Below are 23,948 nucleotides of genomic sequence, written 5' to 3'. Positions count from 1 at the left end.
CTCCCTCAGGCCAGCATATTGCCGGAAATGATGATACGTTGAATTTCGCTGGATCCTTCGTAAATGCGCATGATGCGCAGATCTCGGTTGATCCGTTCGATGGGAAAATCGCGGGTATAGCCATAACCGCCATGCAGTTGCAGCGCGGTGTCGGCGATCCGGCCCGCCGCCTCGCTGGCCGCAAGCTTGGCCATGGCCGAGGCCAGCGAAAACCGGCCGCCCGCGCCGTCATGGGCCGCCTGCCGCTGGCGCGCGGCATCCTGCGACAGCAACAGCGCGGACCGGTAGGCCACGCCCATATCGGCGATCATCCAGCGGATGCCCTGTCGCTCGGTCAGGGGCTGGCCGCCGATCACGCGGTCCTTTGCATAGGCGATGGCGGCATCCATTGCCGCACCGGCAAGGCCAAGGCACTGGGCCGCGACCTCGATCCGGCCATTGTCCAGCACCTGCATGGCGGTGCGAAACCCCCGGCCCTCATCGCCAAGGATGGCGTCATGGGGCAGCTGGCAATCGATGTTCAGCGTAAAGACATGCCCGCCCTTAAGGCCCATCGTGCGCTCGGCCGGGCCGGGTTCCAGCCCGGCGGTGCCCTTGGGCAGGATAAAGGCGGAAATGCCGCGATGACCCTTGTCGGGGTCGGTCACCGCATAGACCACGATGAAATCCGCCACGCCCCCGTTCGAGATAAAGCATTTCGTGCCCTTCAGATGCCAGCCGTCATCGGTCCGCCGCGCGCGGGTCTTCATGTCGGCGGGGTCGGAGCCAGCGGTGGGTTCGGTCAGCGCGAAGGCCCCCAAGGCCTCGCCCGTCGCCGCGCGGGGCAGCCATTCGTGACGTTGCGCGTCCGATCCGCCGATCAGGATGGAATCGGTCGCCAGATAATGCGCCGTCAGCGCCGAGGCGGTCGAGCCGCAGGCCGCCGCCACGATCGCCACCGCCCGCAAAAGCGCCGGGGCGGAAATGCCGCCGCCGCCATATTCTTCGGGCAGATTCGCGCCCATCATCCCGGCCTGTCCCAGAACGGCCAGCTGGTCATGGACAAAGGCCGCGGTTTCGTCGGTCTCGGCCGCCCGTGGCGCGATCTCATCGGCGCAGATGCGGGTCAGCACGTCGCAGAACAGCCGCTCTTCCTCGGCCAGCATGTGCCAGTCGTCATTCATGCGTGATCCTCCAGTCCGAATTGGCGCAGGACGGCGTGCAGGTCGCCGCCGAGCTGGGGGGCGGAACGCGCGGCAATCGGTTTCGCGCCGTCGAAACGCACCGGCTGGCCGACGCTGGGCGCGGTGCCAAGCGTCGCATGCGGCAACTGGCTCACCAGTTCGCGCGCCTGCGCATGCGCATTGTCCGCCGCCTGCGCGATGTCCCAGATCGGCGCGGTCGGAATGCCCGCGCCGGTCAGTGCGGCGACCGCCTGATCCGTGCTCAGACCGCGCGACCAGTTCTCGATCAGCGCCCGGACCTCCGGTTCATGCGCGGTGCGGGCCTCGTCGCTGGCAAAGCGGGGATCGTCCGCCGCCCCCGGCGCACCGATCAGCGCGGCCAGCGCGGCGAACTGTCTGCTGCTGAGGACCGCGATCACCACCTGCCCGTCGCGGGTCGCGAAACAGCCAAAGGGCGTGGACAGGGGATGGCGGTTTCCGACCCGCTGCGGCACCTGCCCGGCATAGAAATGCAGCGCGTGGCTGGTGGTCAGCATGGAAAACAGCGCGTCATACATGGCAACGTCCAGCGTCGCCCCCTGCCCGGTCCGTCCGCGCTGTACCAGCGCCGCCATGATCGACCAGCTCGCAAACAGCCCGGCGATCAGGTCGGCCATGCTTTCCCCGGTTTTCAGGGGCGCGCCGCCCTCTTCTCCGGTTCCGGCCATCAGGCCCGACATGGCCTGCACGACCAGATCATAGGCCGGCAGATCGCAAAACGGCCCCTGCTGCCCAAAGCCCGAGACCGAGCAATAGATCAGCCCCGGATTTTCCGCGCGCAGCGCATCCGCGCCTAGGCCCAGCCGCGCGGCCACGCCGGGGCGAAAGTTTTCCACGACCACATCGACCCGCGCGGCGATGGCCTGCGCGATCCGCAGATGCGCCGGATCCTTGAGGTCCAGCGCAAGGCTTTGCTTGCCGCGATTGTTCAGCGTGAAAAGCGCGCTTTCCCCGTCCCGGAACGGGCCGATATGGCGGTAATCGTCGCCCTGGGGCGGTTCGATCTTGATGATCTCGGCCCCCAGATCGGCCATCAGCGCGGTGGCATAAGGCCCGGCCAGCACCCGCGACAGGTCCAGCACCCGGATTCCGTCCAGCGGCTTCATGCCCGCACCTCGGGCGCCAGCGCGGCAAGCCGCTCAAGGATCGCGCGCAGGGTCACGCGCAGCGCCCCGGCCTTGTCCTCGTCATAGGCAAAGGGCGGCGCCTCGGTCGCAAGATGCGTCGATTGCGCCAGCTCCATCTGGATGGCGTGGACCCCGCTTCCCGGCTGGCCGTAATGGCGCGTCGTCCAGCCGCCCTTGAAGCGGCCGTTCAGCACATGGCTGCGTCCGGTGGCGGCGCAAAGATCGTGAACCGCGCCCTCGATCCGCGGATCGCAGGACGCACCGCTATTCGTGCCGATGTTGAAATCGGGCAAGGTGCCATCGAACAGGAACGGGATATGGCTGCGGATCGAATGGCAATCATAAAGGATCGCCACGCCATGACGCGCCCGCACCCGCGCGATCTCGGCCGCGAGGGCGGCGTGATAGGGGGCGTGGAACTGTTGCTTGCGATGGGCGATATCGGTCGCGTCCGGTTCGCTTTCCCAGATCGGCTGACCATCGAAATCCGTCAGCGGCACCAGCCCTGTCGTGTTCTGCCCGGGATAAAGGCTCGCATCATCGGCCCCGCGATTGGCATCGATGACATAGCGGTGAAACACCGCCCGCACCGTGGTCGCACCGGGCAAAAGCCCGTCATAAAGGCGGTGGATATGCCAGTCGGTATCGGCCAGAACCTGTCCGCGCGCGTTCAGCCGGGCGCGGATGTCATCGGGCAGCCATGTCCCGGTATGGGGCAGGCCCAGGATGACCGGGCTGTCGCCGGGCGCGACCTCGACCGGGATCACGGCCGCACCTCGTCCAGAATGCCCCCTGCGACGGCGCCGGTCAGCTCGCCCTCGCGGATCAGGTTCGCGGCCTCGGTCAGGTCGGGGGCCAGATAGCGGTCCTGATCCAGCGGCGGCACGGTCTCGCGCAGCCGCGCGATCACCGCTTGAAGGCTGTCCGAGGTTTTCAGCGGCGCGCGGAATTCGACCCCGGCCGCGGCGCAAAGCGCCTCGATGCCGATGATCTGGGCAAGGTTCGCGTTCATCCGCCGCAGCCGGCGCGCGCCATGGGCGGCCATGCTGACATGGTCTTCCTGATTGGCGCTGGTGGGCGTGGAATCGGTCGAACACGGCGTCGCCAGATGCTTGTTTTCGCTCATCAGGGCGGCGCTGGTGACCTCGGCGATCATCAGCCCGCTGTTCAGGCCGGGATCGGGGGTCAGAAAGGGCGGCAGGTCATGCGACAGCGTCGGATCCACCATAAGCGCGATCCGGCGCTGGGAAATGGCGCCAATCTCGGCCACGGCCAGCGCGATCTGGTCGGCGGCAAAGGCCACCGGCTCGGCATGGAAGTTCCCGCCCGAGACGATCATGTCGGCCTCGACCAGCACCAGCGGGTTGTCGGTGGCGGCGTTCGATTCGATTTCCAGCGTGCGCGCGGCCTGCGCCAGAATATCGATACAAGCGCCCGTCACCTGCGGCTGACAGCGGATGCAATAGGGATCCTGCACGCGGGTATCGCCCTCGCGGTGGCTTTCGCGGATTTCCGATCCGGCCATCAGGTCGCGGATGACGCGGGCGGCAAGGATCTGGCCGCGATGGCCGCGCAGGCTGTGGATTTCCTCAAGGAAAGGCGCGGTCGAGCCCATGATCGCATCGGTCGACATGGCCGACACGACCAGCGCCGCGCGCGCATTGGCAAAGGCGTCAAACAGCCCCGCCAGCGCAAAGGCCGTCGAAACCTGGGTGCCGTTGATCAGGCCAAGCCCCTCTTTCGCGGCCAGCACCACCGGCTTCAGCCCGGCGGCGGCCAGCGCTTCGGCCGCCGGCATTTCGCGGTCCTGATAGGTCGCGCGCCCCTCGCCCAGCATGGCGGCGGCCATATGCGCCAAAGGCGCTAGATCGCCCGAGGCCCCGACCGAGCCCTGCGCCGGGATCACCGGCAGCACGTCGCGCGCCAGCATGTCCTCGATCAGCTGGATCACCTCGGGGCGGACGCCCGATGCGCCACGGCCCAGCGACAGCAGTTTCAACACCATGATCAGGCGCACGGTTTCCGGCTCGACCGGCTCGCCCACGCCGCAGCAATGCGACAGGATCAGATTGCGTTGCAGCGTGGCGGTATCCTCGGCCGCGATCTTGATCGAGGCGAGTTTGCCAAAGCCGGTATTGACGCCGTAAACCGCCGCGTCGCCGTCGACCGCCGCCTGAATGCGCGCGGCGGATGCGGCGATGCCGGGCCGCGCGCTGTCGGCCAGCCGCACGGCCAGCCCCTTGCGCCAGACCTCTTCGAGCTGCGCCAGCGTGGTTTCCCCCGGGGTCAGGATCATGGGGGTCAGGTTCAGTTCAGACAAATTCGCCTCCGACGATGCGGGCATGAAGGGGGTTGAAGCCGATGCGATAGATCAGCTCGGCAGGGTGTTTGACGTCCCAGATCGCCAGATCGGCGCGCAGCCCCGGCGCGATCGCGCCGCGATCCGCCAGCCCCAGCGCCCGGGCGGCATTGCGGGTGACGCCCGCCAGACATTCCGCGGGGGTCAGGCGGAACAGCGTGGCCCCCATATTCATCGTCAGCAGGATCGAGGTCAGCGGCGAGGTGCCGGGATTGCAATCGGTGGCCAGCGCGATGGGCACACCCGCATCGCGCAGGGCCTGAACCGGCGGCAGCTGGGTTTCGCGCAGCGTATAGAACGCACCGGGCAGCAGCACCGCCACCGTCCCCGACGCGGCCATGGCGTCGATGCCATCGGCGCCCAGATATTCCAGATGATCGGCCGAAATCGCCCCATGCGCCGCCGCCATAGCCGCACCGTGCAGATCGGACAGCTGTTCGGCATGCAGCTTGACCGGCAGGCCAAGCCCGGCGGCATGGTCAAAGATCGCCGCCATTTCGTCACGCGAAAAGGCGATCCCCTCGCAAAAGCCGTCGACGGCATCGACCAGCCCCTCGGCATGGGCGGCGTCCAGCCCCCCGATCACCACATCGCGGATATAGCCGGCGCGGTCGCCCGCATATTCCGCCGGCAGCGCATGCGCCGCAAGCCAGGTGGTCAGGACATGAACCGGGCGGGTTTCGCCGATCAGGCGCGCGACGCGCAGCATCTTGATCTCGGTCGCGATATCCAGACCGTAGCCCGACTTGATTTCCAGCGTGGTCACGCCCTCGGCCAGAAGGTGATCGGCGCGGGCCTGGGCGCTGGCCAAAAGCGCCGCCTCATCGGCGGCCCGCGTCGCCGCGACGGATGACACGATGCCCCCGCCGGCGCGCGCGATCTCTTCATAGCTCGCGCCTTCCAGCCGCATCTCGAATTCGCGGGCGCGGTCGCCGCCAAAGACGATATGGGTATGGCAATCGATCAGCCCCGGCGTCACCAGCCGCCCCTCCAGATCGTGGCGCGGGACGCCGGCATATTCCGCCGGCAGATCGGCCTCGGGACCGGCCCAGTGGATGCGCCCGTCCGCCATCGCCACGACACCCCGCGCGATCAGGCCATATCCCCCCGATTCGGCATCCATTGTCGCCAGACTGGCATTGGTCAGAAGCTGCATCCCACCCTTCCCGATTGCTTTCCCTGTGATTCTATGTCTAAACTTAATGAAACTCTATGTCTAAACTTATTTTCGCAAACGAGGCAGGCGGATGGTTCATATCTGGGCAGAGCAGGCCCTGTTGCCCGGCGGCTGGGCGGAAAATGTCGGCGTGACCCTTGATCGGGGGCGAATCGCCCGCGTGACCCCCGGCGCCGCACCAGAGGGGCAGCGGGTCGGCCTTTTGCTGCCGGCCATGGCGAACCTGCACAGCCACGCGTTCCAGCGCGCCATGGCCGGCCTATCCGAGGCGCGCGGCCCCGAACCCCGCGACACGTTCTGGACCTGGCGCCAGATCATGTATCGCTTTCTGGACCACCTCACCCCCGAGGATGTCGAGGCCATCGCCGCGCTGGTCCAGATGGAGATGCTTGAGGCCGGCTATGCCACCAATGTCGAATTTCATTACCTGCATCACCGCCCCGGCGGCGGCCATTACGACAACCTGGCCGAGATGTCGGAACGCATCGCCGCGGCCGCCGCCCGGACCGGTATCGGCCTGACGCTGTTGCCGGTGCATTACCAGTTCGGCGGCGTCGACCGCCGGCCGCTGGGTCCGGGACAGATCCGGTTCGGCACCACCCCCGACGAATTTCAGCGCCTGCTCGATGGTGCCGGGGTGGCGCTGGCCGCCCTGCCCCCGGATGCGGGCATCGGTGTCGCGCCGCATTCGCTGCGCGCCGTTTCGCCCGAGGCGCTGCGCCTGTGCGAAACCCTGCGCCCGGGCCGGCCGTTTCACATGCATCTTGCCGAACAGGTTCCCGAAATCGACGAGGTCGGCGCCGCCTATGGCCGCCGCCCCGTCGAATGGGTGCTGGACCATCATCAGCCGGACCGGAACTGGACGCTGATCCACCTGACCCACATGACCGAGGACGAAACCCGCCGGCTGGCCGCCACCGGCGCGGTCGCGGGCCTGTGCCCGATCACCGAATCATCGCTGGGCGACGGGATTTTCAACGGCACAATCTGGACAGAGGCCGGCGGGCGCATTGGCTTTGGCTCGGACAGCAATATCCGCATCTCGCTGATCGAAGAGCTGCGGACGCTGGAATACAGCCAGCGGCTGCGCGACCGGGGCCGGGCTGTTCTGGCCACGCGCGAGCGCTCGACCGGGCGGGTGCTCTATGAGGCCGGGCTGGCCGCCAGCCCAACCGCCGCCGGGCGCGAGACGGGCGCCATCGCGCCGGGGCTGTGGGCGGATCTGGTCGCGGTCGATCTGCACAATCCGGTCATGGCCGGGCGCGCCGGCGACCAGCTGCTGGACAGCCTGATCTTTGCGGGCCATGACGGGCTGATCCGCGATGTCTGGTCGGCCGGCCGCCATATGGTGCATGAGGGCAAGCATATGGACCATGACCGCATCATGTCGGAATATCTGCAAACCATCGCCCGGATTCAGGACAGAATGTGACCGCACGCTCCGCCACGACATCAAAGGCTCAGGCCATCGTCAACGAAGTCCGCCGCCGCATCGTGGACCGCGAATGGCGTCAGGGCGACCGCATTCCCGACGAGGCCGAGCTGGCCATACAGTTCGGCGCCGCCCGCGCCACCGTGAACAAGGCGCTGCAACTTCTGGCCGAAGAGGGGTTGTTGGACCGCAAGCGCCGCGCCGGAACGCATGTCACGGTGAACCCGGCGCGCAAGGCCACGCTGACCATCCCCATCGTGCGCGAACAGATCGAGGGCACCGGGCTGGAATACAGCCACCGCGTCCTGGCCCAGCGCCCAAGCCCCGCCCCCGCCGATATCGCCGCCCGCATGGCGCTGTCCGAAGGGACCATGCTGATCCGCATGCGCACCATCCATTACGGCGATGGCCGCCCGTTTCAGGTCGAGGATCGCTGGATCAACCCCGCCGCCGCGCCCGGCGTCGAAAAGATCGACTTTCACCGCATCAATGCCAATGAATGGCTGGTGCGCAATTTCCCGTGGCTGCATGCCGACATCGCCTTTTCCGCCGAAAGCGCCGATGCCCGCGATGCCCGCCATCTGGAAACCCGGCAGGGCACGGCGCTTTTGATCCTGCAACGGACGACCTTCAACGACCTTGGCGCCATCACCACGGTGCGGCTGGCCTTTCATCCCGGCTATCAACTGATCGCGACGCCCTAGTCCCGCTTGGCTTTCGGGCGGCCTTCGCCTAAGAGGTCGGCCAATCCCACAAAGGAAAAGCCATGGCCAGCGCCAATCTCAACATCATGATCAAGGCCGCGCGCAAGGCGGGCCGCAGCCTCGTCAAGGACTTTCGCGAGGTCGAAAACCTTCAGGTCTCGGTCAAGGGGGCGGGCGATTTCGTCAGCCGCGCCGACCGCGAGGCCGAGCGCATCATCAAGGAAGAGCTGCGCGGCGCGCGCCCCAATTACGGCTGGCTGGGCGAGGAAACCGGCACCGAGCCGGGCGAGGACCCGACCCGGCGCTGGCTGGTCGACCCCCTGGACGGCACCACCAATTTTCTGCACGGGCTGCCACATTGGGCGGTCAGCATCGCCTTGGAACACAAGGGCGAAATCGTCGCCGCCGTGGTCTTTGACGCCGCCAAGGACGAAATGTTCACCGCCGAGCGCGGCGACGGCGCCTTTCTGAACGACCGCCGCATCCGGGTGTCCGGGCGCCGGCAGATGATCGAGTCGATCTTTGCCACCGGCGTGCCCTTTGGCGGGCGCGGCACCCTGCCCGCGACCATCCGCGATCTGGGCCGGCTGATGCCGCTGACCGCGGGCGTGCGGCGCTGGGGCGCGGCGGCGCTGGATCTGGCCTATGTGGCCTGCGGCCGCTACGAAGGTTACTGGGAACGCGGCATCAATTCCTGGGACGTGGCGGCGGGTATCCTGCTGGTCAAAGAGGCGGGCGGTTTTGTCGAATCGATCCGCCCGGATGAAAACCCGGTTGAATCGGGATCGATCGTCTGCGGTAACCCGCAGCTTTTCGACGAATTCTCGGGAATTATACGTCAGCGCGACTGAGCCCCGCTTGACCTTGCCAGAGGCTGGGCGCATGGCTGGTATACCAGACCCGGACATGCGCAATGCCAGACGATCTTAAGCCAGGCCATCACGGCGATCCCCATGCGGCCCCGCCTTCGGGGCCGCTGATGGCCCCTTCGGCCCAGCATCCCGCCGTGCCGCCGCCGCTTGCGCGCCCGCGCATCGACCGGCAGGGCATGGCGATTTTGATGATCTGTGCCTCGGCCTTTATCTTTGCGGCGCAGGACGGGATCTCGCGCTATCTGGGCGCGACCTATTCGCCGATCTTCGTGATCATGCTGCGCTATTGGTTCTTTGCGGTTTTCGTCGTGGTGATCTGTGCCCGTGCGCCGGGCGGGCTGGCGGGTGCGGTGCGCACGAAACGGCCCTGGACACAGGCCTTTCGCGGGGTGCTTCTGGCGGCCGAGGTCATCGTCACGGTCGAGGCCTTCGTGCGGCTGGGCCTGATCAACACGCATGCGATATTCGCCTGTTACCCCTTGCTGATTTCGGCGCTGGCGGGGCCGGTGCTTGGCGAAAAGGTCGGCTGGCGCCGCTGGGCGGCGGTCGCGGTCGGCTTTCTGGGCATTCTGATCGTGCTGAAACCCGGCAGCGGCGTCTTTACCGCCGAGGCGGCCCTGCCCTTTGCCGGTGCGATCATGTTCGCGGTCTATGGGTTGCTGACGCGGCTGGTCGGGCGCGACGATCCGGCCACGACCAGCTTTTTCTGGACCGGCATGTCCGGGGCGGTCGCCATCACTCTTGTCGGGATCTGGCATTGGGAACCCATCGCGGGGCGCGACATCCCGTGGCTTTTGCTGCTCTGCCTTGGCGCGGCCTGCGCGCATTTCCTGTTGATCAAGGCCTATGAGCTGGCCGAGGCTTCCGCCCTGCAACCCTTTTCCTATACCCAGCTGGTCTGGGTCAGCATCTTTGGCGTCGCCATCTTTGGCGAAACGCTGGCCCCGAACGTGGCGCTTGGCGGCGCCATTGTCGTGGGCGCGGGGCTCTTTACCTGGTGGCGTTCGCGCCAGAACGAGCGGGCCGAGCGGAACTGACCGCGCTCTCCGCTTCGGCCTGTGCCTGTTCGACCGGGGCGGCGGGCATGGCGGCCAACGGCCCCAGCACCACCTCGGACAGGACACCGCCACCGGCGTAATGGAGCAACGCGCGCCCGCCCGGACGCGGCCGGGGCGAATTGACCATGCGGACCTGTGCGGCCGGCGGCGCCGGCAGCATCCCGCCCCCGGTCAGGTCCCATGTCGGCACCAGCGGCGCGGGCCGGCCGCTGATCCGGGCGCGATAGACGGGCAGCGATTCCGCCACCCGCATGACATAGTTGCGGGTTTCGTCAAAGGGGATCATCTCGACCCATTCGACCGGATCGGCGCCCCGGCGCAGATCGCCGAATTCGCCCAGCCAGCGCGCCGAACGCCCCGGCCCGGCATTATAGCCCGCCGCGACCAGCGCGATCGAGGGGCCAAAGCGTTCGCGCAGCCCCGCCAGATAGGCCCCGCCCAGCCGCGCGTTATAGGCCGCATCGCGCGTCATCCGCCCCTGATCAAAGGGTTCGCCGATGCGGCGGGCCATGGCACGGCCGGTATCGGGCATGACCTGCATCAGCCCCAGCGCCCCGGCATGGGATGAGACGGTGTGATTGAATTCGCTTTCCCGCCGGGCAATGGCCATGACCAGTTCCGGCGGCAGGCCCAGCTCGCTGGTTTCAAGCCCGGTCAGCGGGAAATAGGCGGCGGGATAGACCACGCCCTTGGCCGCCGCCGCCTTGGCCAGACGCAGCGCATGCCAGGGCATGTGCATTTCCAGCATCATCCGCGACATGCGGCCGATATCCTCGGGCGTGGCGGTTTCGGACAGATGCATCAGGAACCGTTGCCCCTGCGCCGGATCCCCGGCCGCGATCAGCCATATCCCGGCCTGCCAAACACCGTTTTCGCGCAGCGCGCTGCCGCGCCATTCGGGCAGCGTGGTTTCGCTGCGCCCGGCTATGGCCAGATCCGCCGCCATCGGCAGGCCCAGCTTTTCCGAAGCCAACTGCCCGTACCATGCCGATTGATAGCCGGCGGCACGGCGATAGGCGGCCTCGGCGGCGGTGGCATCGCCCGCCGCCTCATGCGCGCGGGCCTGCCAGTAATGGGCGCGCGCAAGCGAGATCGGGCTGACCACCGCCGTCTCAAGCGCGCGGAAATGCGCAAGCGCGCGGTCGGGCGCACCGCCGCGCAACGCGCCATAGCCGGCCAGCCATTCCAGATCGGAATAATCCTCGGTCCCCGGTTCCAGAAAATGCCCCGCCGCCAGCTTTTCGGCCTGTGCCCAGTCCCCCTGACGCAGCGCGAGGCGCGCGTAATCGGCGCGCTTGCCGGCCCAGGCCTGCGGATCGCGCAAGGCCTCGGCGCTGGTCGAACGTTCCAGCATCAGGTCGCGGGCCAGATCCGGCATCCTGGCCCAGACCCGCCAGCGGAACCGGTCCAGCGCGAGGCCCGGATCGGCCTGTTGCGCAGCGGGAAGCGCAAGGATCAGCGCATCCACCCCCGATTGACCCGATTGCAGCGCAAGCCGCGCATTGGCCAGCTTTTGCGCCCCCTCGGATGCCAAGGGCAGCGCGACCCGCGCCGCCTGCCATTCGCCCAGATCCAGAAGCCGCATCACCCGCGCATCATGCAGCCCCGCCGCATCCGCGCCATAGGCGGCCAGAAAGATATCGCTCTCGGCCTTGTTCAGCGCCTGCTGGGTCCAGAAACGCGCGATCTCGGCCCGGGCGGCATCGGGATCGGTCGCGCGCAAGGCCGCGATCAAAGCCAGCGCCCCGTTCAGCGTGTCGGGGTGGCGGGTCCCGAACCATCCGGTCACCTCGGCCGGCGGCAAATCGGCGCGCAACACCGCATCGCCGCGCTTGTAAAGCAGCGCCATCCCCGGCCAGTCGCCGTGCCGGGCGGCGAAATCGCGATATTCGGGCCAGCTGCCCTGTCCGGCGCGCAGCCGCTGCCACAGGATCAGGTCGCGGGCGATCGGCCCGGATCGCGCGGCGCGCGCCTCGGCCGTCGCCCAGTCGCGCTGGCTGGCGGCGACCAGCGCCTGCGACAGCTCGCCCGCATCCTCGGCCCGTGCCGGCGCGATACCGGCGGCCAACAGCGCGGCCAGCAGCGGCCCAAGGATCATGTCGCGGAATGGATACATCATGGACTCATTTCTGCGAGACTCTGCCAGGGGGCGCAACTCACATCCTTGGCAATCGCCGCTGCCGGTTGTAAGCCCCTATAGATCAGAAAATCAGGATACCGTCATGTTCAAAGGCTCGCTGCCCGCGCTGGTTACCCCATTCACCCCCGACGGGGAGCTGGATCTCCCCGCGCTGGAAAAGCTTGTCGAATGGCATATCGCCGAAGGCAGCCACGGACTGGTGCCGGTCGGCACCACCGGCGAAAGCCCGACGCTCAGCCATGATGAACACCGCAAGGTCGTCGAAGAGGTGATCCGTGTCGCCGCCGGCCGCATCCCCGTGATCGCCGGCGCCGGTTCCAACAGCACCCGCGAGGGGATCGGTCTGGTCCAGCATGCCCAGGCCGCCGGCGCCGATGCCGCGCTTGTGGTGACGCCCTATTACAACAAGCCCACGCAGGCCGGGCTGATCGCGCATTACACCGCCCTGCACGAGGCCAGCGATCTGCCGATCATCATCTATAACATTCCCGGCCGTTCGGTCGTCGACATGACGCCCGAAACCATGGGCGAGCTGGCGAAACTGCCGCGCATCGCCGGCGTCAAGGACGCCACCGGCAAGCTTGAGCGCGTAAGCCAGCAGCGCATCACCTGCGGCACCGATTTCATCCAGCTTTCCGGCAATGACGATACCGCGCTTGGCTTCAACGCCCATGGCGGCGTCGGCTGCATCTCGGTCACGGCCAATGTCGCGCCGCGGCTCTGCGCCGAGTTCCAGAACGCCACGCTGGCGGGCAACTATGCGCTGGCGCTGAGCTATCAGGACAAGCTGATGCCGCTGCATGTGGCGATCTTTCTTGAGCCGGGTCTTGCCGGGGCGAAATACGCCATGTCGCGGCTGGGTCTGTGCAGCGACCGGGTGCGTCTGCCGCTGGTCGGGCCGACCGACGCGACAAAATCGGCCATCGACGCGGCCATGCGCCATGCCGGGCTGATCTGAACCGGGGCGACAGCGCCTGAATGAAAAGGCCCGCCGCATCACCTGCGGCGGGTCTTTTCATATGCAGCCCCTGCGCCCGTGGCGCATCAGGGTTCAGTTTTCCGGCTGGCAGTTATCCTTGGCGTCGCGGCGGTCGAACAGGCTGTCCTGTTCGGGGCTGGCAAAGGTCGCCCAGTTGCGGTCCGGCGCCGGGCGCGGCAGCTCGCTCGCGTCCCAGCCCAGATGCATATGCGCCTTGGCGATGAAGAACCCGGTCATCGGCGCCGTCAGAAACAGAAACAGCGCAATCAGCAGCTCATGCCAGGTGACCTGGCCCTGTTGGGTCGGAAACCAGATCATCGAGGCCAGCAGCACCGCCCCCACCCCCAGCGTCGCCGCCTTGGTGGGCGCATGCAGCCGCGTCATCGGATCGGGCAGCTTGACCAGCCCATAGGAACCGACCAGCCCGAAAAACCCGCCAATGACCAGCAGCGCCGAGATGATGATGTCCCAGATCATCGCATCCCCCCTATTCGATGATGTCGCCGCGCAGGACGAATTTCGCGTAAGCCACCGTCGAGATAAAGCCGACCATGGCAAAAAGCAGCGAGGCCTCGAAATACATGGTCGTGCCATGGTCGATGCCAAACAGCGTCAAAAGCGCGATCATGTTCACGGTCATGGTGTCCAGCGCCAGCACCCGATCCGCCAGTCCCGGCGCGAAAACCACCCGGTAAAGACAGAACAGCAGCGCCAGACCAAAGCAGCCATAGGCAAAGTAAAGGGCGTATTCGATCATTCGAAAATCTCCTTCAGCCGGGCCTCGTAGCGGGTCTTGATCTCATCGAGAACGGCGGCGGGATCGGGGGCGTGCAGGCAATGAACCAGCAACGCGTGCCCGTCCTCCGAAAGATCGCAGCTGACCGTGCCGGGGGTCAGGGTGATGGTGCCGGCAAGCGCGGTGATCGCCTCGGGGCGGCGCAGTTCCAGCGGCACCGTGATCCAGGCCGGGCGCAGATTGCGGCGCGGCGTGAAAAGCACGATCCGCGCGACCGCGAAGTTGGCCTTGACGATATCAAGGATCACGATCCCCAGATAGGCCGGGATCCGGCCCGGCTGGCTGTAACCGCTTGCATTGGGCCAATAGGGCGCGGTCATGATCGGCACCACCACGCCGACGATGACGGCAAAGACCATCGACCCCACGGCCCAGCGGTTGACCAGAAGCATCCAGGTCAGGATCAGGACCACCGAAAGCCAGGGATGCGGAAACAGGCGGCGGATCATTTCGTGCCCTCCTGCGCGGTCAGCACCGCCTCGAGATAGGCGACGGGGTTGTGCAATTGCCGCGCCGTATCCTCGGCCAGCCGCATGGCCGGCTGCGCAAATACGGACAGGGCGACGATGCCCGCGATCAAAAGCCCGGTCGCCAGCATGGCAAGCCAGGTCGCCGAGGCATCGCGCAGGTCCTGGATCGGCTCATCGGGTTCGACCTTGGGCGGGATCGGCCCGGGACGCGGGGCCGCGGCCGGCGCTTCGGGCGCGCCCGGCCCCTGCATCTCATAGCATTTCCAGAATATCAGCGTGCCGGCCCGCGACAGCCCATAGATCGCAATGAGCGAGGTCACGAGAATCACCGTCCAGATGACGGTCGCGGCCGGCGATTGCGCGCTGGCATCCAGGATCAACAGCTTGCCGATGAACCCCGACAGCGGCGGCATGCCGGCCACCGCGATGGCGGTCAGGATGTAGAGGACCGAAATCACCCCGCTGCCCGGCATCACCCGGTCCAGCCGCAGCCACAGATCGCCCCGTCGCGCCCCGATCAGGTCGACCACCAGAAACAGCGCCCCCGCCGCCAGCGTCGAATGGATCATGTAATAGATCGCCGCCGCCGTCGCCTGCGGCGTATATTGCGCCACCGCGATCATCAGCGTCCCGATCGATCCGATGGCCGCGAAAGCCGCCAGCCGCCCCAGATGCCGGGTGCCCAAGATCCCGATCTGACCGATGATCAGCGTGAACAGCGCCGCCGGCAACAGCAGATCCGAAATCATGCTTTCGATCACCGTATCCTGCGGAAAGGCCAGCGTCAGGAAACGGATGATGGCATAGACGCCCACCTTGGTCATGATCGCAAACAGCGCCGCCACCGGCCCCGGCGCATTGGCATAGGTCGAGGGCAGCCAGAAATGCAGCGGCACCAGCGCCGCCTTGATCGCGAACACCAGAATGATCAGCACCGCGCCGGTGCGCAAAAGCGCGGTGTCCTCGGCCGGCATCTGGGCGATGCGGACCGCCATATCGGCCATGTTCAGCGTGCCGGTGACCGAATAAAGCACCCCCAGCGCCGCCAGAAACAGGGTCGAGCCGGCAAGGTTATAGGCGATGTACTGCACGCCCGCGCGCAGCCGCATCTCGCCGCCACCATGGATCATCAGCCCGTAGCTGGCGATCAGCAAAACCTCGAAGAACACGAAGAGGTTGAAGGCGTCGCCGGTCAGAAACGCGCCGCAAATCCCCATCAGCTGGAACTGCCACAGCGCATGGAAATGCCAGCCCTTGCGATCCCAGCCCGAGCCCACGGCATAAAGCTGAACCATCAGCGCAAGCACCGCCGTCAACAGCACCATCAGCGCCGCCAGCCGGTCCAGCACCAGCACGATACCAAAGGGCGCCGACCAGTTGCCGAGCCGGTAAACCAGCACCTCGCCCGATGCGGCCAGATGGTTCAGATAGATCCCGACCCCGACCAGCAGGACCGTGCCCACGATGGAAAACACCCGCTGCAACAACAGGTCGTTGCGCATCCACAGGATGATCAGCGGCCCGATAACCGCGGGCAGAATGACGGGGGCGATGATCAGGTGGTTCATGCGCCTTCGTCCCCTGTGTCACGCGGGGGGATGCGATCGGATCTGGGCATGTCGACGCGGTCGTCGCCCCCTTCGAGAAAGGCGCCAAGCGACATCATCACCACCACGGCCGTCATGCCAAAGGAAATCACGATGGCGGTCAGCACCAGCGCCTGCGGCAGCGGGTCGGTATAGCTCGTCACCCCGTCCTGCAGGACCGGGGGCGCGTCCACGACCAGCCGGCCGGTGGTGAACAGAAAGACGTTGATCGCATAGCTCAGCATGGTCATGCCAAGCACCACCGCAAAAGTCCGCAGCCGCAGGATCAGATAGACGCCCGCCGCGGTCAGCACCCCGATCGCGCTTGAAATCAACAGTTCCATCAGGGGTGCCCTGCCTCCTTGCTGGGATCGACATCCATCGGGTCAAGGTTCACGACCGCCCCGGTCTGGCGCGCGATCCGGCTCAGCGAATTGAGCGCCAGCATGACCGCGCCCACGACGCACAGGAACACGCCCAGATCAAAGCCCATGGCCGAAGCCAGCTCGAATTTCTCGATCCCGGGCAGTTTGACATAGCCAAAGGTCGAGGTCAGGAAGGGCAGCCCCGCGAACCATGCGCCGATGCCGGTGATGCCGGCGGCGATGACGCCCGCGCCGATCAGGGCGTGATAATTGATCTTTTGCCGCTCCTGCGCCCAAGCAAAGCCCGAGGCCATGTATTGCGACACAAGCGCGATGGCGACCACCAGACCGGCGATGAAGCCGCCGCCCGGCTGGTTGTGCCCGCGCAGGAAGATATAAAGCCCCACGACCAGCGAAATCGGCAGGATCAGCCGCGTCACCACCACCAGCATCAGCGGGTGGCGATCCCCGGCGCGCAGGCTGTCATGCACCCAATTGCGCAGCCGCCGCCCGCTTGCCCCGATCAGCAAGGTCTCGGTCAGCGCGAAAATGGTCAGCGCGGCGATGCCCAGCACGGTGATTTCGCCGAATGTGTCATAGCCGCGGAAATCCACCAAAATGACGTTGACGACATTGTCGCCCCCGCCCAGCTTGTGGCTGTTTTCCAGCATATAGCCCGAAATCGACGGAAAGGCGAAATCGCTGCGCATGATGATATAGGACAGCGCGCCAAAGCCGACGCCGGTCACCGTGGCGATAAAGGCATCGAGCCCGCGCTTGCGGTCGGCGCTGTCCAGCACGGTGAATTTCGGCAGGAAATTCAGCGCCAGCAACAGCAGGATCACGGTCACCACCTCGACCGAGATCTGGGTCAGCGCAAGGTCCGGCGCCGACAGATAGATAAAGCTGCACGACACGATCAGCCCGATGATCGCCACCAGAACCAGCGCAAGAATGCGCAGCCGGTGGAAATAGACCATGCAGCCCGTCGCCACCATCAACAGGACCCACGCGATAAGCGGCACGGCGCGGATTTCCAGCATCGGCCGGGTAACGCCCTGATAGCGTCCGGTCGAAAACGCCCACAGCCCGCAGAGCACGATGCTGATCGACAGCGCCGCCAGCGCCCGCGACATCGAGCCATTGGTGAAACGCTCGGTCACATAGCGGGCGGCGCCGGTCGCGGCGCGGGTGATGGCGTCAAAAATGCGCTTGGCATCCGGCCGCCAGACCGCATCGCGCAGCGCCAGCATGCGCGGGTTCAGCGTCAACAGGATCACCCCGCCGATCAGTGCGATCGCCGACAGTTTCAGCGCCGTGGTCACCCCGTGCCACAGGGCGAAATGCGGATGCGGATGCCCGCCCGTCACCGCGCTGGCCGAGGCCTCGACCAGCCAGCCGGCGGTGAGGTTGGGAAACAGCCCGATCAGCACGACCAGCACCACCAGAAAGGCCGGCGCGACCCACAACCCAAAGCCCGGATCATGCGGATGATGGGGATAATCGTCGCGTTCGGGCCCGAAAAACACCTGCCAGACAAAGCGCAGCGAATAGCAGACCGAAAAAATCGCCCCCACCGTCGCCAGCACCCCCAGCAGATAGGGATGACCCATCCAGCTGGTATGGGCGGCCGCCTCAAGCATCAGCTCTTTCGACAGAAATCCGTTCAGCGGCGCGACCCCGGCCATCGACAGCGAGGCGATGGTGCCGATGACAAAGGTGATTGGCATCAGCCTGCGCAGACCCCCGAGCCGTGCGATCGAGCGGGTGCCCGCCTCGTGGTCGATGATGCCGGCGGTCATGAAAAGCGCCGCCTTGAACGTGGCGTGGTTGACGATGTGGAACATGGCCGCAACCGCCGCCGCCTCGGTCCCGAAACCCAGAAGCATGGTGATCAGGCCCAGCTGCGACACCGTCGAAAAGGCCAGCAGCGATTTCAGATCGTCGCGGAAAATCGCGATCCACGCGCCCAGAACCATGGTCACCAACCCGGTGGTGGCGACGATATAGAACCATTCCGGCGTCCCCGACAGCACCGGCCAGAGCCGCGCCATCAGAAACAGCCCCGCCTTCACCATGGTCGCGGAATGCAGGTAGGCCGAGACCGGCGTCGGCGCGGCCATCGCATGAGGCAGCCAGAAATGGAACGGAAACTGCGCCGATTTCGTGAAGGCGCCCAAAAGGATCAGGATCAGCGCCGGCAGGTAAAGCGGGCTGGCCTGAATCGCCTCGCGCGACTGAAGGATGTCGCTGATTTCATAGCTGCCGGCGATATTGCCAAGGATCAGCATGCCCGCGATCATCGCGAGGCCGCCCATGCCGGTCACGGTCAAGGCCATCCGCGCACCCTGCCGCCCCTCGGGCAGGTGGCGCCAATAGCCGATCAACAGGAATGACGACAGCGATGTCAGTTCCCAGAACACCAGCAAAAGCAGGATGTTATCGGAAAGCACGATGCCCATCATCGCGCCCTGGAACAACATCAGATAGGTATAGAATACCCCGACCGGATCGTTGCGCGACAGGTAATAGCGCGCATAGGTGATGATCAAAAGCCCGATCCCCAGGATCAGGATGCCGAACAGCAGGCCCAGCCCGTCGATGCGGAAATTCGCGTTCAGCCCCAATGAGGGCAGCCATTCGATGCGCGCGGTGATCACCTCGCCGGCCATGATCGCCGGGATATGCAGGCACAACCCCAACAGCGCGATCAATGTCGCCGTACCACAGGATATCGCCGCGACATCGCGGCCTGAACGGATCAAAAGGCCCGGCAAAAGGGCCCCGATAAAGGGCAAAACGGCAATCAGCGCTGGTGACATGGACCCTCATTTCCCGGTTAATCCCCTGTCTCTGCGATGCAAGGTCGCAATGTCAAGCAGATGACAAAGCCGCTAGGCGATGTTCGCCTTTCGTGCTAACCCTTTCCAAAAAAGGGAACAGGCATGAAGATCATCGGCATAGACCCGGGCCTGCGCAATATGGGCTGGGGGGTGATCGCGGTGGACGGGCCGCGCCTGCGGCATCTCGCGAATGGCATCGTCCATTCCAGCGGCGACGATCTGGGGCCGCGGCTGGCGGCGCTGTATCGCGGGCTTTGCGCGGTCATCGCCGAACACGGTCCCGATACGGCGGCGGTCGAACAGACCTTCGTGAACAAGGACGCGGTCGGCACGCTGAAGCTGGGTCAGGCGCGCGGCATCGCGCTTTTGGCGCCCGCCGAGGCCGGGCTTGAGATCGGCGAATACGCCCCGAACGCGGTCAAGAAAACCGTGGTCGGCGTCGGCCATGCCGCCAAGGAACAGATCCAGCACATGGTGCGCTTCATGCTGCCCGGCGTCACCTTTGCCGGGCCGGATGCCGCCGACGCGCTGGCCGTCGCCATCTGCCACGCCCATCATTTGCAGGGCCGCGCCCTGTGCATCAAGACCAGCGCATAAGGGGACGGCGTATGATCGGACGTATCGCGGGCATCATCCTGCACCGGGCACAGGACCATGTGCTGATCGACGTGCGCGGCGTGGGCTATATCGTCCATGTCAGCGAACGCACCGCCGCCAGCCTGCCCCCCGCCGGTCAGACGATCGCGCTTTATACCGAACTTCTGGTGCGCGAGGATCTGTTGCAGCTGTTCGGCTTTCCGACGCTTCTGGAAAAGGAATGGCACCGGCTTTTGACCTCGGTCCAGGGGGTGGGGGCCAAGGTGGCGCTGGCGATTCTGGGCACGCTGGGGCCGGACGGGTTGTCGCGGGCGCTGGCGCTTGGCGACTGGTCGGCGCTGCGCAAGGCGCCGGGCGTAGGCCCCAAGCTGGCGCAGCGTGTGACGATGGAACTCAAGGACAAGGCCCCGGCCGTGATGGCGCTGGGGGGCGCGCTGACCGTCGATCCCGGCCCCGTCGTGGTGGAAGCCGACGCCGCCCCCGCCCCGAAGAAACCCGCTTCGCGCCCCGCGCCGGATAGCGGCGCACAGGCGACGGCGGATGCGCTCTCGGCTTTGGGGAATCTGGGTTATGCTCCGTCCGAGGCCGCCCGCGCCGTGGCCGAGGCCGCAGGCGCGGAACCCGGCGCGGCCACGCCCGCATTGATCCGCGCAGCCCTGCGGCTGCTGGCCCCAAAGGAGTGACGCCATGACCGGCAATATCCGCACCTTCATCCTGATGGCCGCGATGACCGCGCTGGTCATGGGCATGGGCTATCTGCTGGGCGGTCAGGGCGGCGCGGTGATCGCGCTGGTCATCGCCGGGGCCGGCAACCTCTGGGCCTGGTGGAACAGCGACAAGGCGATCCTGAACCAACAGGGCGCAATGCGCGTCACCCGGGAGCAAGCGCCCGAACTGGTAGACATGGTCGCCGCGCTGGCGAACCGCGCCGGCCTGCCGATGCCGGCGGTCTATTTGCTGGCCACCGAACAGCCCAATGCCTTTGCCACCGGCCGCAATCCCGAAAACGCCGCCGTGGCGGTGACACAGGGCATTTTGCAAACCCTGAACCGCGACGAGCTGGCCGGCGTCATCGCCCATGAGCTGGCCCATATCAAGCATCGCGACACGCTCACCATGACGGTGACCGCGACCATGGCCGGCGCCATCGCCATGCTGGGCAATATGCTGATGTTTTCATCGATGTTCGGTGGCCGCGACGACAATCGCGGCGGCGGGCTGGCGACGCTTTTGGCGATGATCTTCGCCCCCCTTGCGGCGGGTCTGGTGCAGATGGCCATTTCGCGCACCCGCGAATACGAGGCCGACCGCACCGGCGCCGAAATCAGCGGCCATCCCATGGCGCTGGCCTCGGCGCTGGCCAAGATCGCCCGCGCCGCCGGCCGCAGCGTGAACATCCCCGCCGAGCGCAACCCCGCCTCGGCCAGCATGTTCATCATCAACCCCCTGCATGCGCTGCGCATGGACCGCCTGTTCGCCACCCACCCCCCGACCGAGGAACGCATTGCCCGCCTGCAAGCCATGGCCTCATCCGGCCGCGGCCCGTGGGGCACCCAATGAGCCAGCCCGACCCCCTGCTGCGCCCCGAACCGATCGACACCGACACCGAGGACCGCGCGCTGCGCCCGCAACTTCTGGCCGATTTCGTCGGTCAGGCCGAGGCCCGCGCCAATCTGCGCGTCTTTATCGAAAGCGCCCGCATGCGCGGTCAGGCCATGGATCACACGCTGTTCCACGGCCCCCCCGGCCTGGGCAAGACCACGCTGGCCCAGATCATGGCCCGCGAATTGGGCGTCAACTTCAAGATGACCTCGGGGCCGGTTCTGGCCCGCGCCGGCGATCTGGCCGCGATCCTGACCAATCTGGAATCCCGCGACGTGCTGTTCATCGACGAAATTCACCGCATGAGCCCGGCCGTCGAAGAAGTCCTTTATCCGGCGATGGAGGATTTCGAGCTGGATCTGGTCATCGGCGAAGGTCCCGCCGCCCGCACCGTGCGGATCGAGCTGCAACCCTTCACGCTGGTCGGCGCCACCACCCGGCTGGGCCTCTTGACCACGCCGCTGCGCGACCGCTTCGGGATTCCGACGCGGCTGCAATTCTACACGGTCGAGGAACTGGACCTGATCGTGACGCGCGGGGCCAAGCTGATGAACATCCCCTCGGAACCTGCCGGCACCCGCGAAATCGCCCGCCGCGCCCGCGGCACCCCCCGCATCGCCGGCCGGCTTTTGCGCCGCGTCATCGATTTCGCGCTGGTCGAGGGCGATGGCCGCCTGACCCGCGAAATCGCCGATTCGGCGCTGACCCGGCTGGGCGTCGACCATCTGGGGCTGGACGGCGCCGACCGCCGCTATCTGACGCTGATGGCCGAACATTACGGCGGCGGCCCGGTCGGCGTCGAAACCCTGTCCGCCGCGCTGTCCGAAAGCCGCGACGCCATCGAAGAGGTGATCGAGCCCTATCTGATGCAACAGGGCCTTGTCGCGCGCACCCCGCGCGGCCGGGTTCTGGCGCGCGGCGGCTGGCGGCATCTGGGACTTGAGGCACCGCCCGCGCCGGAACAGGGCGCACTTTTCGAGGGATAGGAATGAAGGTCGAGGATTTCGGGAAACTGACCAAGGCCGAGACGGGCCTGATTGCGCATCTGCGGGCGGGAAAGCCGGGGGTTTATTCCGTATCAGGAAGCGTTCCGCCCGAAAACGCCCCCAAGGATCTGCATATCCGCGCCAGCCTGATCCGGGCATTGGTGCTGAAGCAGGTCGAGGATTGCCCGCTGCCCGAACGGGGATTGAGGGTGATGGGCGCATATATCTACGGCGACAGCCCGAAAGGCGGCGGAACGAGCGGCCTCGATCTTGAAGGCGCGACATTGGACAACGATCTTGCGCTGCTTAAATGTCGCTTCCCGGACCCGATCCTATTGCGCAGCGCCCGCTTGGCCAGCCTGTTTCTCAGCGGATCAGAGCTGGCTAAAGGACTCCTTGCGGACAGGCTGGAAGCGAAGGGGGGCGTATTCCTGAGGAACCTCGAGGCCGCAGGTAAGATACGCGTGCTGGGCGCAAAGCTGGGGGGCGATCTTTCCTGCACCGGCGCAAAGCTGAATGCGAAAGGCGAGGCATTGAATGCGGACGGGTTGGAGGCGCAGGGAGGCATATTCCTAAACAACTTCGAGGCCGCAGGTGAGATACGCCTGCTGGGCGCAAAGCTGGGGGGCAATCTCTCCTGCACCGGCGCAAAGCTGAATGCGACGGGAAATGCACTGAGTGCGGACGGGTTGGAGGCAAAGGGGAGTGTATTCCTAGATAACCTTGAGGCCGAAGGTGAGATACGCTTGCTGGGCGCAAAGCTGGGGAGCAATCTTTCCTGCGCCGGCGCAAAGCTGAATGCGACGGAAGATGCACTGAGTGCGGACAGGTTGGAGGTAGCAGGAAGCGTATTCCTAGACAACCTCGAGGCAGCAGGTGAGATACGCCTGCTGAGCGCAAAGCTGGGGGGCGATCTGTCCTGCACCGACGCAAAGCTGAATGCGAAAGGCAAGGCACTAAACGCAAGCGGCGCGACCATCGCCGGAAATTGGTTCTGGCGAAGCGGCGCCCAAAGCAAGGGCGCAATCGACCTGACCGCCGCGCAAATCGGCACAATCTGCGACGACCCGACATGTTGGCCGCCCGAAGTGCTGCTGCATCGTTGCCGTTATGGCGCCTTTACCGGCAAGGGTGTTTCGGGGCGCGAACGCATCGACTGGCTGTCCCGGATGAAGCCGCGTGAATACGGTCACGACTTCTGGCCACACCCTTATGAAGAATGTGCCCGCGCCCTGCGCGAGGCCGGGCATGGTACAGATGCCCGCGAGGTGCTGATCGAAAAGGAACGCCTGCAACGAAAGGCAAGGCGGCGCGCGCTACGCAAGGAACTTCAATCCGCACGCGCCTTGCGGGACCGCAGCGCACGATCCGAAGGTTTCGCCCCAAACGCGGACAGGGTTGTCGGCGCGTGGTTTCGACTGAACATCGCCCGCATCTGGGATTGGACCCTTGGCAAATCCGTCGATTACGGGCGCCGCCCCGGAAAGGCCGCTTTGTGGCTGGCATGTCTGTGGCTGCTTGGCGCATTCATGTTTGCCCGTGCCGCCGGTTTCGGCGGGAGTATCCGAAACTCTGTGTATCTGACCGGGCCCATGCGGTTTTCAGATACGGTCAGGCGTCGAAACGCCCTGCGAACATTATGGCCAGCTGATT

At 66.1% G+C, this 23,948-nt stretch carries 22 protein-coding genes; 10 read left to right on the top strand and 12 right to left on the bottom strand.

Features of this window, described 5'->3' with window-relative positions; translation table 11 throughout:
* Positions 1 to 5: 5 nt before the first annotated feature.
* From ACFOMH_RS09865 to hutI, 5 genes are read right to left on the bottom strand one after another with little or no spacing between them, the layout of a single operon-like run.
* Positions 6 to 1,163: an acyl-CoA dehydrogenase family protein gene (locus tag ACFOMH_RS09865; protein ID WP_377744231.1), complete on the bottom strand. Its 1,158-nt coding sequence runs from the start codon at positions 1,161 to 1,163 to the stop codon at positions 6 to 8.
* Positions 1,160 to 2,308, bottom strand: coding sequence for a CaiB/BaiF CoA transferase family protein (locus ACFOMH_RS09860; RefSeq protein WP_377744229.1), 1,149 nt, complete (start codon positions 2,306 to 2,308; stop codon positions 1,160 to 1,162). Before ACFOMH_RS09860 ends, ACFOMH_RS09865 begins: the two co-directional genes overlap by 4 nt.
* Positions 2,305 to 3,096 (bottom strand): N-formylglutamate deformylase, encoded by a 792-nt coding sequence (gene hutG, locus ACFOMH_RS09855; RefSeq protein WP_377744227.1) that lies wholly within the window; start codon positions 3,094 to 3,096, stop codon positions 2,305 to 2,307. The genes ACFOMH_RS09860 and hutG overlap by 4 nt, the downstream gene beginning before the upstream one ends.
* The gene (hutH, locus tag ACFOMH_RS09850; RefSeq protein WP_377744394.1) at positions 3,093 to 4,625 is read right to left on the bottom strand and encodes a histidine ammonia-lyase; all 1,533 of its coding nucleotides are present in this window, start codon (positions 4,623 to 4,625) and stop codon (positions 3,093 to 3,095) included. The genes hutG and hutH overlap by 4 nt, the downstream gene beginning before the upstream one ends.
* 16 nt (positions 4,626 to 4,641) lie before the next feature.
* Positions 4,642 to 5,844: an imidazolonepropionase gene (gene hutI / locus ACFOMH_RS09845; RefSeq protein ID WP_377744225.1), complete on the bottom strand. Its 1,203-nt coding sequence runs from the start codon at positions 5,842 to 5,844 to the stop codon at positions 4,642 to 4,644.
* A gap of 91 nt (positions 5,845 to 5,935) precedes the next feature.
* Between hutI and ACFOMH_RS09840 the strand changes: the two genes are divergently transcribed.
* The 4 genes from ACFOMH_RS09840 (at position 5,936) to ACFOMH_RS09825 (ending at position 9,910) form a co-directional block, all read left to right on the top strand.
* Entirely contained in the window at positions 5,936 to 7,297 is a 1,362-nt protein-coding gene (locus ACFOMH_RS09840) for a formimidoylglutamate deiminase (RefSeq protein WP_377744223.1), read from the top strand.
* Complete coding sequence (locus ACFOMH_RS09835) at positions 7,294 to 8,001, top strand: GntR family transcriptional regulator (RefSeq protein WP_377744221.1); 708 nt, start codon at positions 7,294 to 7,296, stop codon at positions 7,999 to 8,001. The genes ACFOMH_RS09840 and ACFOMH_RS09835 overlap by 4 nt, the downstream gene beginning before the upstream one ends.
* Before the next feature lie 62 nt (positions 8,002 to 8,063).
* Positions 8,064 to 8,852, top strand: coding sequence for an inositol monophosphatase family protein (locus ACFOMH_RS09830; RefSeq protein ID WP_374425657.1), 789 nt, complete (start codon positions 8,064 to 8,066; stop codon positions 8,850 to 8,852).
* Positions 8,853 to 8,914: 62 nt separating this feature from the next.
* Positions 8,915 to 9,910, top strand: coding sequence for a DMT family transporter (locus tag ACFOMH_RS09825; protein ID WP_377744219.1), 996 nt, complete (start codon positions 8,915 to 8,917; stop codon positions 9,908 to 9,910).
* Here ACFOMH_RS09825 and ACFOMH_RS09820 read toward each other — a convergent pair.
* A complete protein-coding gene (locus ACFOMH_RS09820) occupies positions 9,864 to 12,050 on the bottom strand; it encodes a lytic transglycosylase domain-containing protein (protein WP_377744216.1) in 2,187 nt (728 codons plus the stop codon). The genes ACFOMH_RS09825 and ACFOMH_RS09820 overlap by 47 nt on opposite strands.
* A gap of 103 nt (positions 12,051 to 12,153) precedes the next feature.
* Here ACFOMH_RS09820 and dapA point away from each other — a divergent pair, with 103 nt between their 5' ends.
* A complete protein-coding gene (dapA, locus tag ACFOMH_RS09815; protein WP_377744214.1) occupies positions 12,154 to 13,029 on the top strand; it encodes a 4-hydroxy-tetrahydrodipicolinate synthase in 876 nt (291 codons plus the stop codon).
* Between the two features lie 93 nt (positions 13,030 to 13,122).
* Here the strand turns inward: dapA and ACFOMH_RS09810 are convergent, their stop codons facing one another.
* Genes ACFOMH_RS09810 through ACFOMH_RS09785 form a run of 6 tightly spaced genes read right to left on the bottom strand, consistent with a single transcriptional unit; the run spans position 13,123 to position 19,089 of the window.
* Entirely contained in the window at positions 13,123 to 13,527 is a 405-nt protein-coding gene (locus tag ACFOMH_RS09810; protein ID WP_374425653.1) for a Na+/H+ antiporter subunit G, read from the bottom strand.
* 10 nt (positions 13,528 to 13,537) lie between these two features.
* Complete coding sequence (locus tag ACFOMH_RS09805) at positions 13,538 to 13,807, bottom strand: K+/H+ antiporter subunit F (RefSeq protein ID WP_374425652.1); 270 nt, start codon at positions 13,805 to 13,807, stop codon at positions 13,538 to 13,540.
* A complete protein-coding gene (locus ACFOMH_RS09800; protein ID WP_377744211.1) occupies positions 13,804 to 14,295 on the bottom strand; it encodes a Na+/H+ antiporter subunit E in 492 nt (163 codons plus the stop codon). The genes ACFOMH_RS09805 and ACFOMH_RS09800 overlap by 4 nt, the downstream gene beginning before the upstream one ends.
* The gene (locus tag ACFOMH_RS09795; protein ID WP_374425650.1) at positions 14,292 to 15,884 is read right to left on the bottom strand and encodes a monovalent cation/H+ antiporter subunit D; all 1,593 of its coding nucleotides are present in this window, start codon (positions 15,882 to 15,884) and stop codon (positions 14,292 to 14,294) included. The genes ACFOMH_RS09800 and ACFOMH_RS09795 overlap by 4 nt, the downstream gene beginning before the upstream one ends.
* Positions 15,881 to 16,246, bottom strand: coding sequence for a Na+/H+ antiporter subunit C (locus tag ACFOMH_RS09790; protein WP_374425649.1), 366 nt, complete (start codon positions 16,244 to 16,246; stop codon positions 15,881 to 15,883). The genes ACFOMH_RS09795 and ACFOMH_RS09790 overlap by 4 nt, the downstream gene beginning before the upstream one ends.
* Entirely contained in the window at positions 16,246 to 19,089 is a 2,844-nt protein-coding gene (locus tag ACFOMH_RS09785) for a monovalent cation/H+ antiporter subunit A (RefSeq protein ID WP_377744209.1), read from the bottom strand. Before ACFOMH_RS09785 ends, ACFOMH_RS09790 begins: the two co-directional genes overlap by 1 nt.
* Positions 19,090 to 19,212: 123 nt before the next feature.
* Here ACFOMH_RS09785 and ruvC point away from each other — a divergent pair, with 123 nt between their 5' ends.
* From ruvC to ACFOMH_RS09760, 5 genes are all read left to right on the top strand, one after another.
* Entirely contained in the window at positions 19,213 to 19,707 is a 495-nt protein-coding gene (gene ruvC, locus ACFOMH_RS09780) for a crossover junction endodeoxyribonuclease RuvC (RefSeq protein ID WP_377744207.1), read from the top strand.
* An 11-nt stretch (positions 19,708 to 19,718) separates the two neighbouring features.
* On the top strand, positions 19,719 to 20,390 hold the full coding sequence (gene ruvA / locus ACFOMH_RS09775; protein ID WP_377744205.1) for a Holliday junction branch migration protein RuvA: 672 nt from the start codon (positions 19,719 to 19,721) through the stop codon (positions 20,388 to 20,390).
* Between the two features lie 4 nt (positions 20,391 to 20,394).
* Positions 20,395 to 21,267: a zinc metalloprotease HtpX gene (gene htpX, locus ACFOMH_RS09770; protein ID WP_377744204.1), complete on the top strand. Its 873-nt coding sequence runs from the start codon at positions 20,395 to 20,397 to the stop codon at positions 21,265 to 21,267.
* Positions 21,264 to 22,295: a Holliday junction branch migration DNA helicase RuvB gene (gene ruvB / locus ACFOMH_RS09765; protein WP_377744202.1), complete on the top strand. Its 1,032-nt coding sequence runs from the start codon at positions 21,264 to 21,266 to the stop codon at positions 22,293 to 22,295. Before htpX ends, ruvB begins: the two co-directional genes overlap by 4 nt.
* A gap of 2 nt (positions 22,296 to 22,297) precedes the next feature.
* Positions 22,298 to 23,948: hypothetical protein (locus ACFOMH_RS09760; protein WP_377744199.1), on the top strand; the 1,651-nt coding region annotated here is incomplete at its 3' end.

Origin of the sequence: Paracoccus mangrovi, assembly GCF_042648425.1 — a bacterium.
GTDB lineage: Bacteria > Pseudomonadota > Alphaproteobacteria > Rhodobacterales > Rhodobacteraceae > Paracoccus > Paracoccus mangrovi.
Note: the sequence above shows the minus strand (reverse complement) of the source record. Positions and strands in the feature narration are given on the sequence as shown.

Coding starts and splice junctions, on each gene's coding strand:
- ACFOMH_RS09865 (WP_377744231.1), bottom strand. CDS start 1,163: ATGAATGACGACTGGCACATGCTGGCCGAGGAAGAGCGGCTGTTCTGC.
- ACFOMH_RS09860 (WP_377744229.1), bottom strand. CDS start 2,308: ATGAAGCCGCTGGACGGAATCCGGGTGCTGGACCTGTCGCGGGTGCTG.
- hutH (WP_377744394.1), bottom strand. CDS start 4,625: ATGATCCTGACCCCGGGGGAAACCACGCTGGCGCAGCTCGAAGAGGTC.
- hutI (WP_377744225.1), bottom strand. CDS start 5,844: ATGCAGCTTCTGACCAATGCCAGTCTGGCGACAATGGATGCCGAATCG.
- ACFOMH_RS09840 (WP_377744223.1), top strand. CDS start 5,936: ATGGTTCATATCTGGGCAGAGCAGGCCCTGTTGCCCGGCGGCTGGGCG.
- ACFOMH_RS09830 (WP_374425657.1), top strand. CDS start 8,064: ATGGCCAGCGCCAATCTCAACATCATGATCAAGGCCGCGCGCAAGGCG.
- ACFOMH_RS09825 (WP_377744219.1), top strand. CDS start 8,915: ATGCCAGACGATCTTAAGCCAGGCCATCACGGCGATCCCCATGCGGCC.
- ACFOMH_RS09820 (WP_377744216.1), bottom strand. CDS start 12,050: ATGATGTATCCATTCCGCGACATGATCCTTGGGCCGCTGCTGGCCGCG.
- dapA (WP_377744214.1), top strand. CDS start 12,154: ATGTTCAAAGGCTCGCTGCCCGCGCTGGTTACCCCATTCACCCCCGAC.
- ACFOMH_RS09810 (WP_374425653.1), bottom strand. CDS start 13,527: ATGATCTGGGACATCATCATCTCGGCGCTGCTGGTCATTGGCGGGTTT.
- ACFOMH_RS09805 (WP_374425652.1), bottom strand. CDS start 13,807: ATGATCGAATACGCCCTTTACTTTGCCTATGGCTGCTTTGGTCTGGCG.
- ACFOMH_RS09800 (WP_377744211.1), bottom strand. CDS start 14,295: ATGATCCGCCGCCTGTTTCCGCATCCCTGGCTTTCGGTGGTCCTGATC.
- ACFOMH_RS09795 (WP_374425650.1), bottom strand. CDS start 15,884: ATGAACCACCTGATCATCGCCCCCGTCATTCTGCCCGCGGTTATCGGG.
- ACFOMH_RS09790 (WP_374425649.1), bottom strand. CDS start 16,246: ATGGAACTGTTGATTTCAAGCGCGATCGGGGTGCTGACCGCGGCGGGC.
- ACFOMH_RS09785 (WP_377744209.1), bottom strand. CDS start 19,089: ATGTCACCAGCGCTGATTGCCGTTTTGCCCTTTATCGGGGCCCTTTTG.
- ruvC (WP_377744207.1), top strand. CDS start 19,213: ATGAAGATCATCGGCATAGACCCGGGCCTGCGCAATATGGGCTGGGGG.
- ruvA (WP_377744205.1), top strand. CDS start 19,719: ATGATCGGACGTATCGCGGGCATCATCCTGCACCGGGCACAGGACCAT.
- htpX (WP_377744204.1), top strand. CDS start 20,395: ATGACCGGCAATATCCGCACCTTCATCCTGATGGCCGCGATGACCGCG.
- ruvB (WP_377744202.1), top strand. CDS start 21,264: ATGAGCCAGCCCGACCCCCTGCTGCGCCCCGAACCGATCGACACCGAC.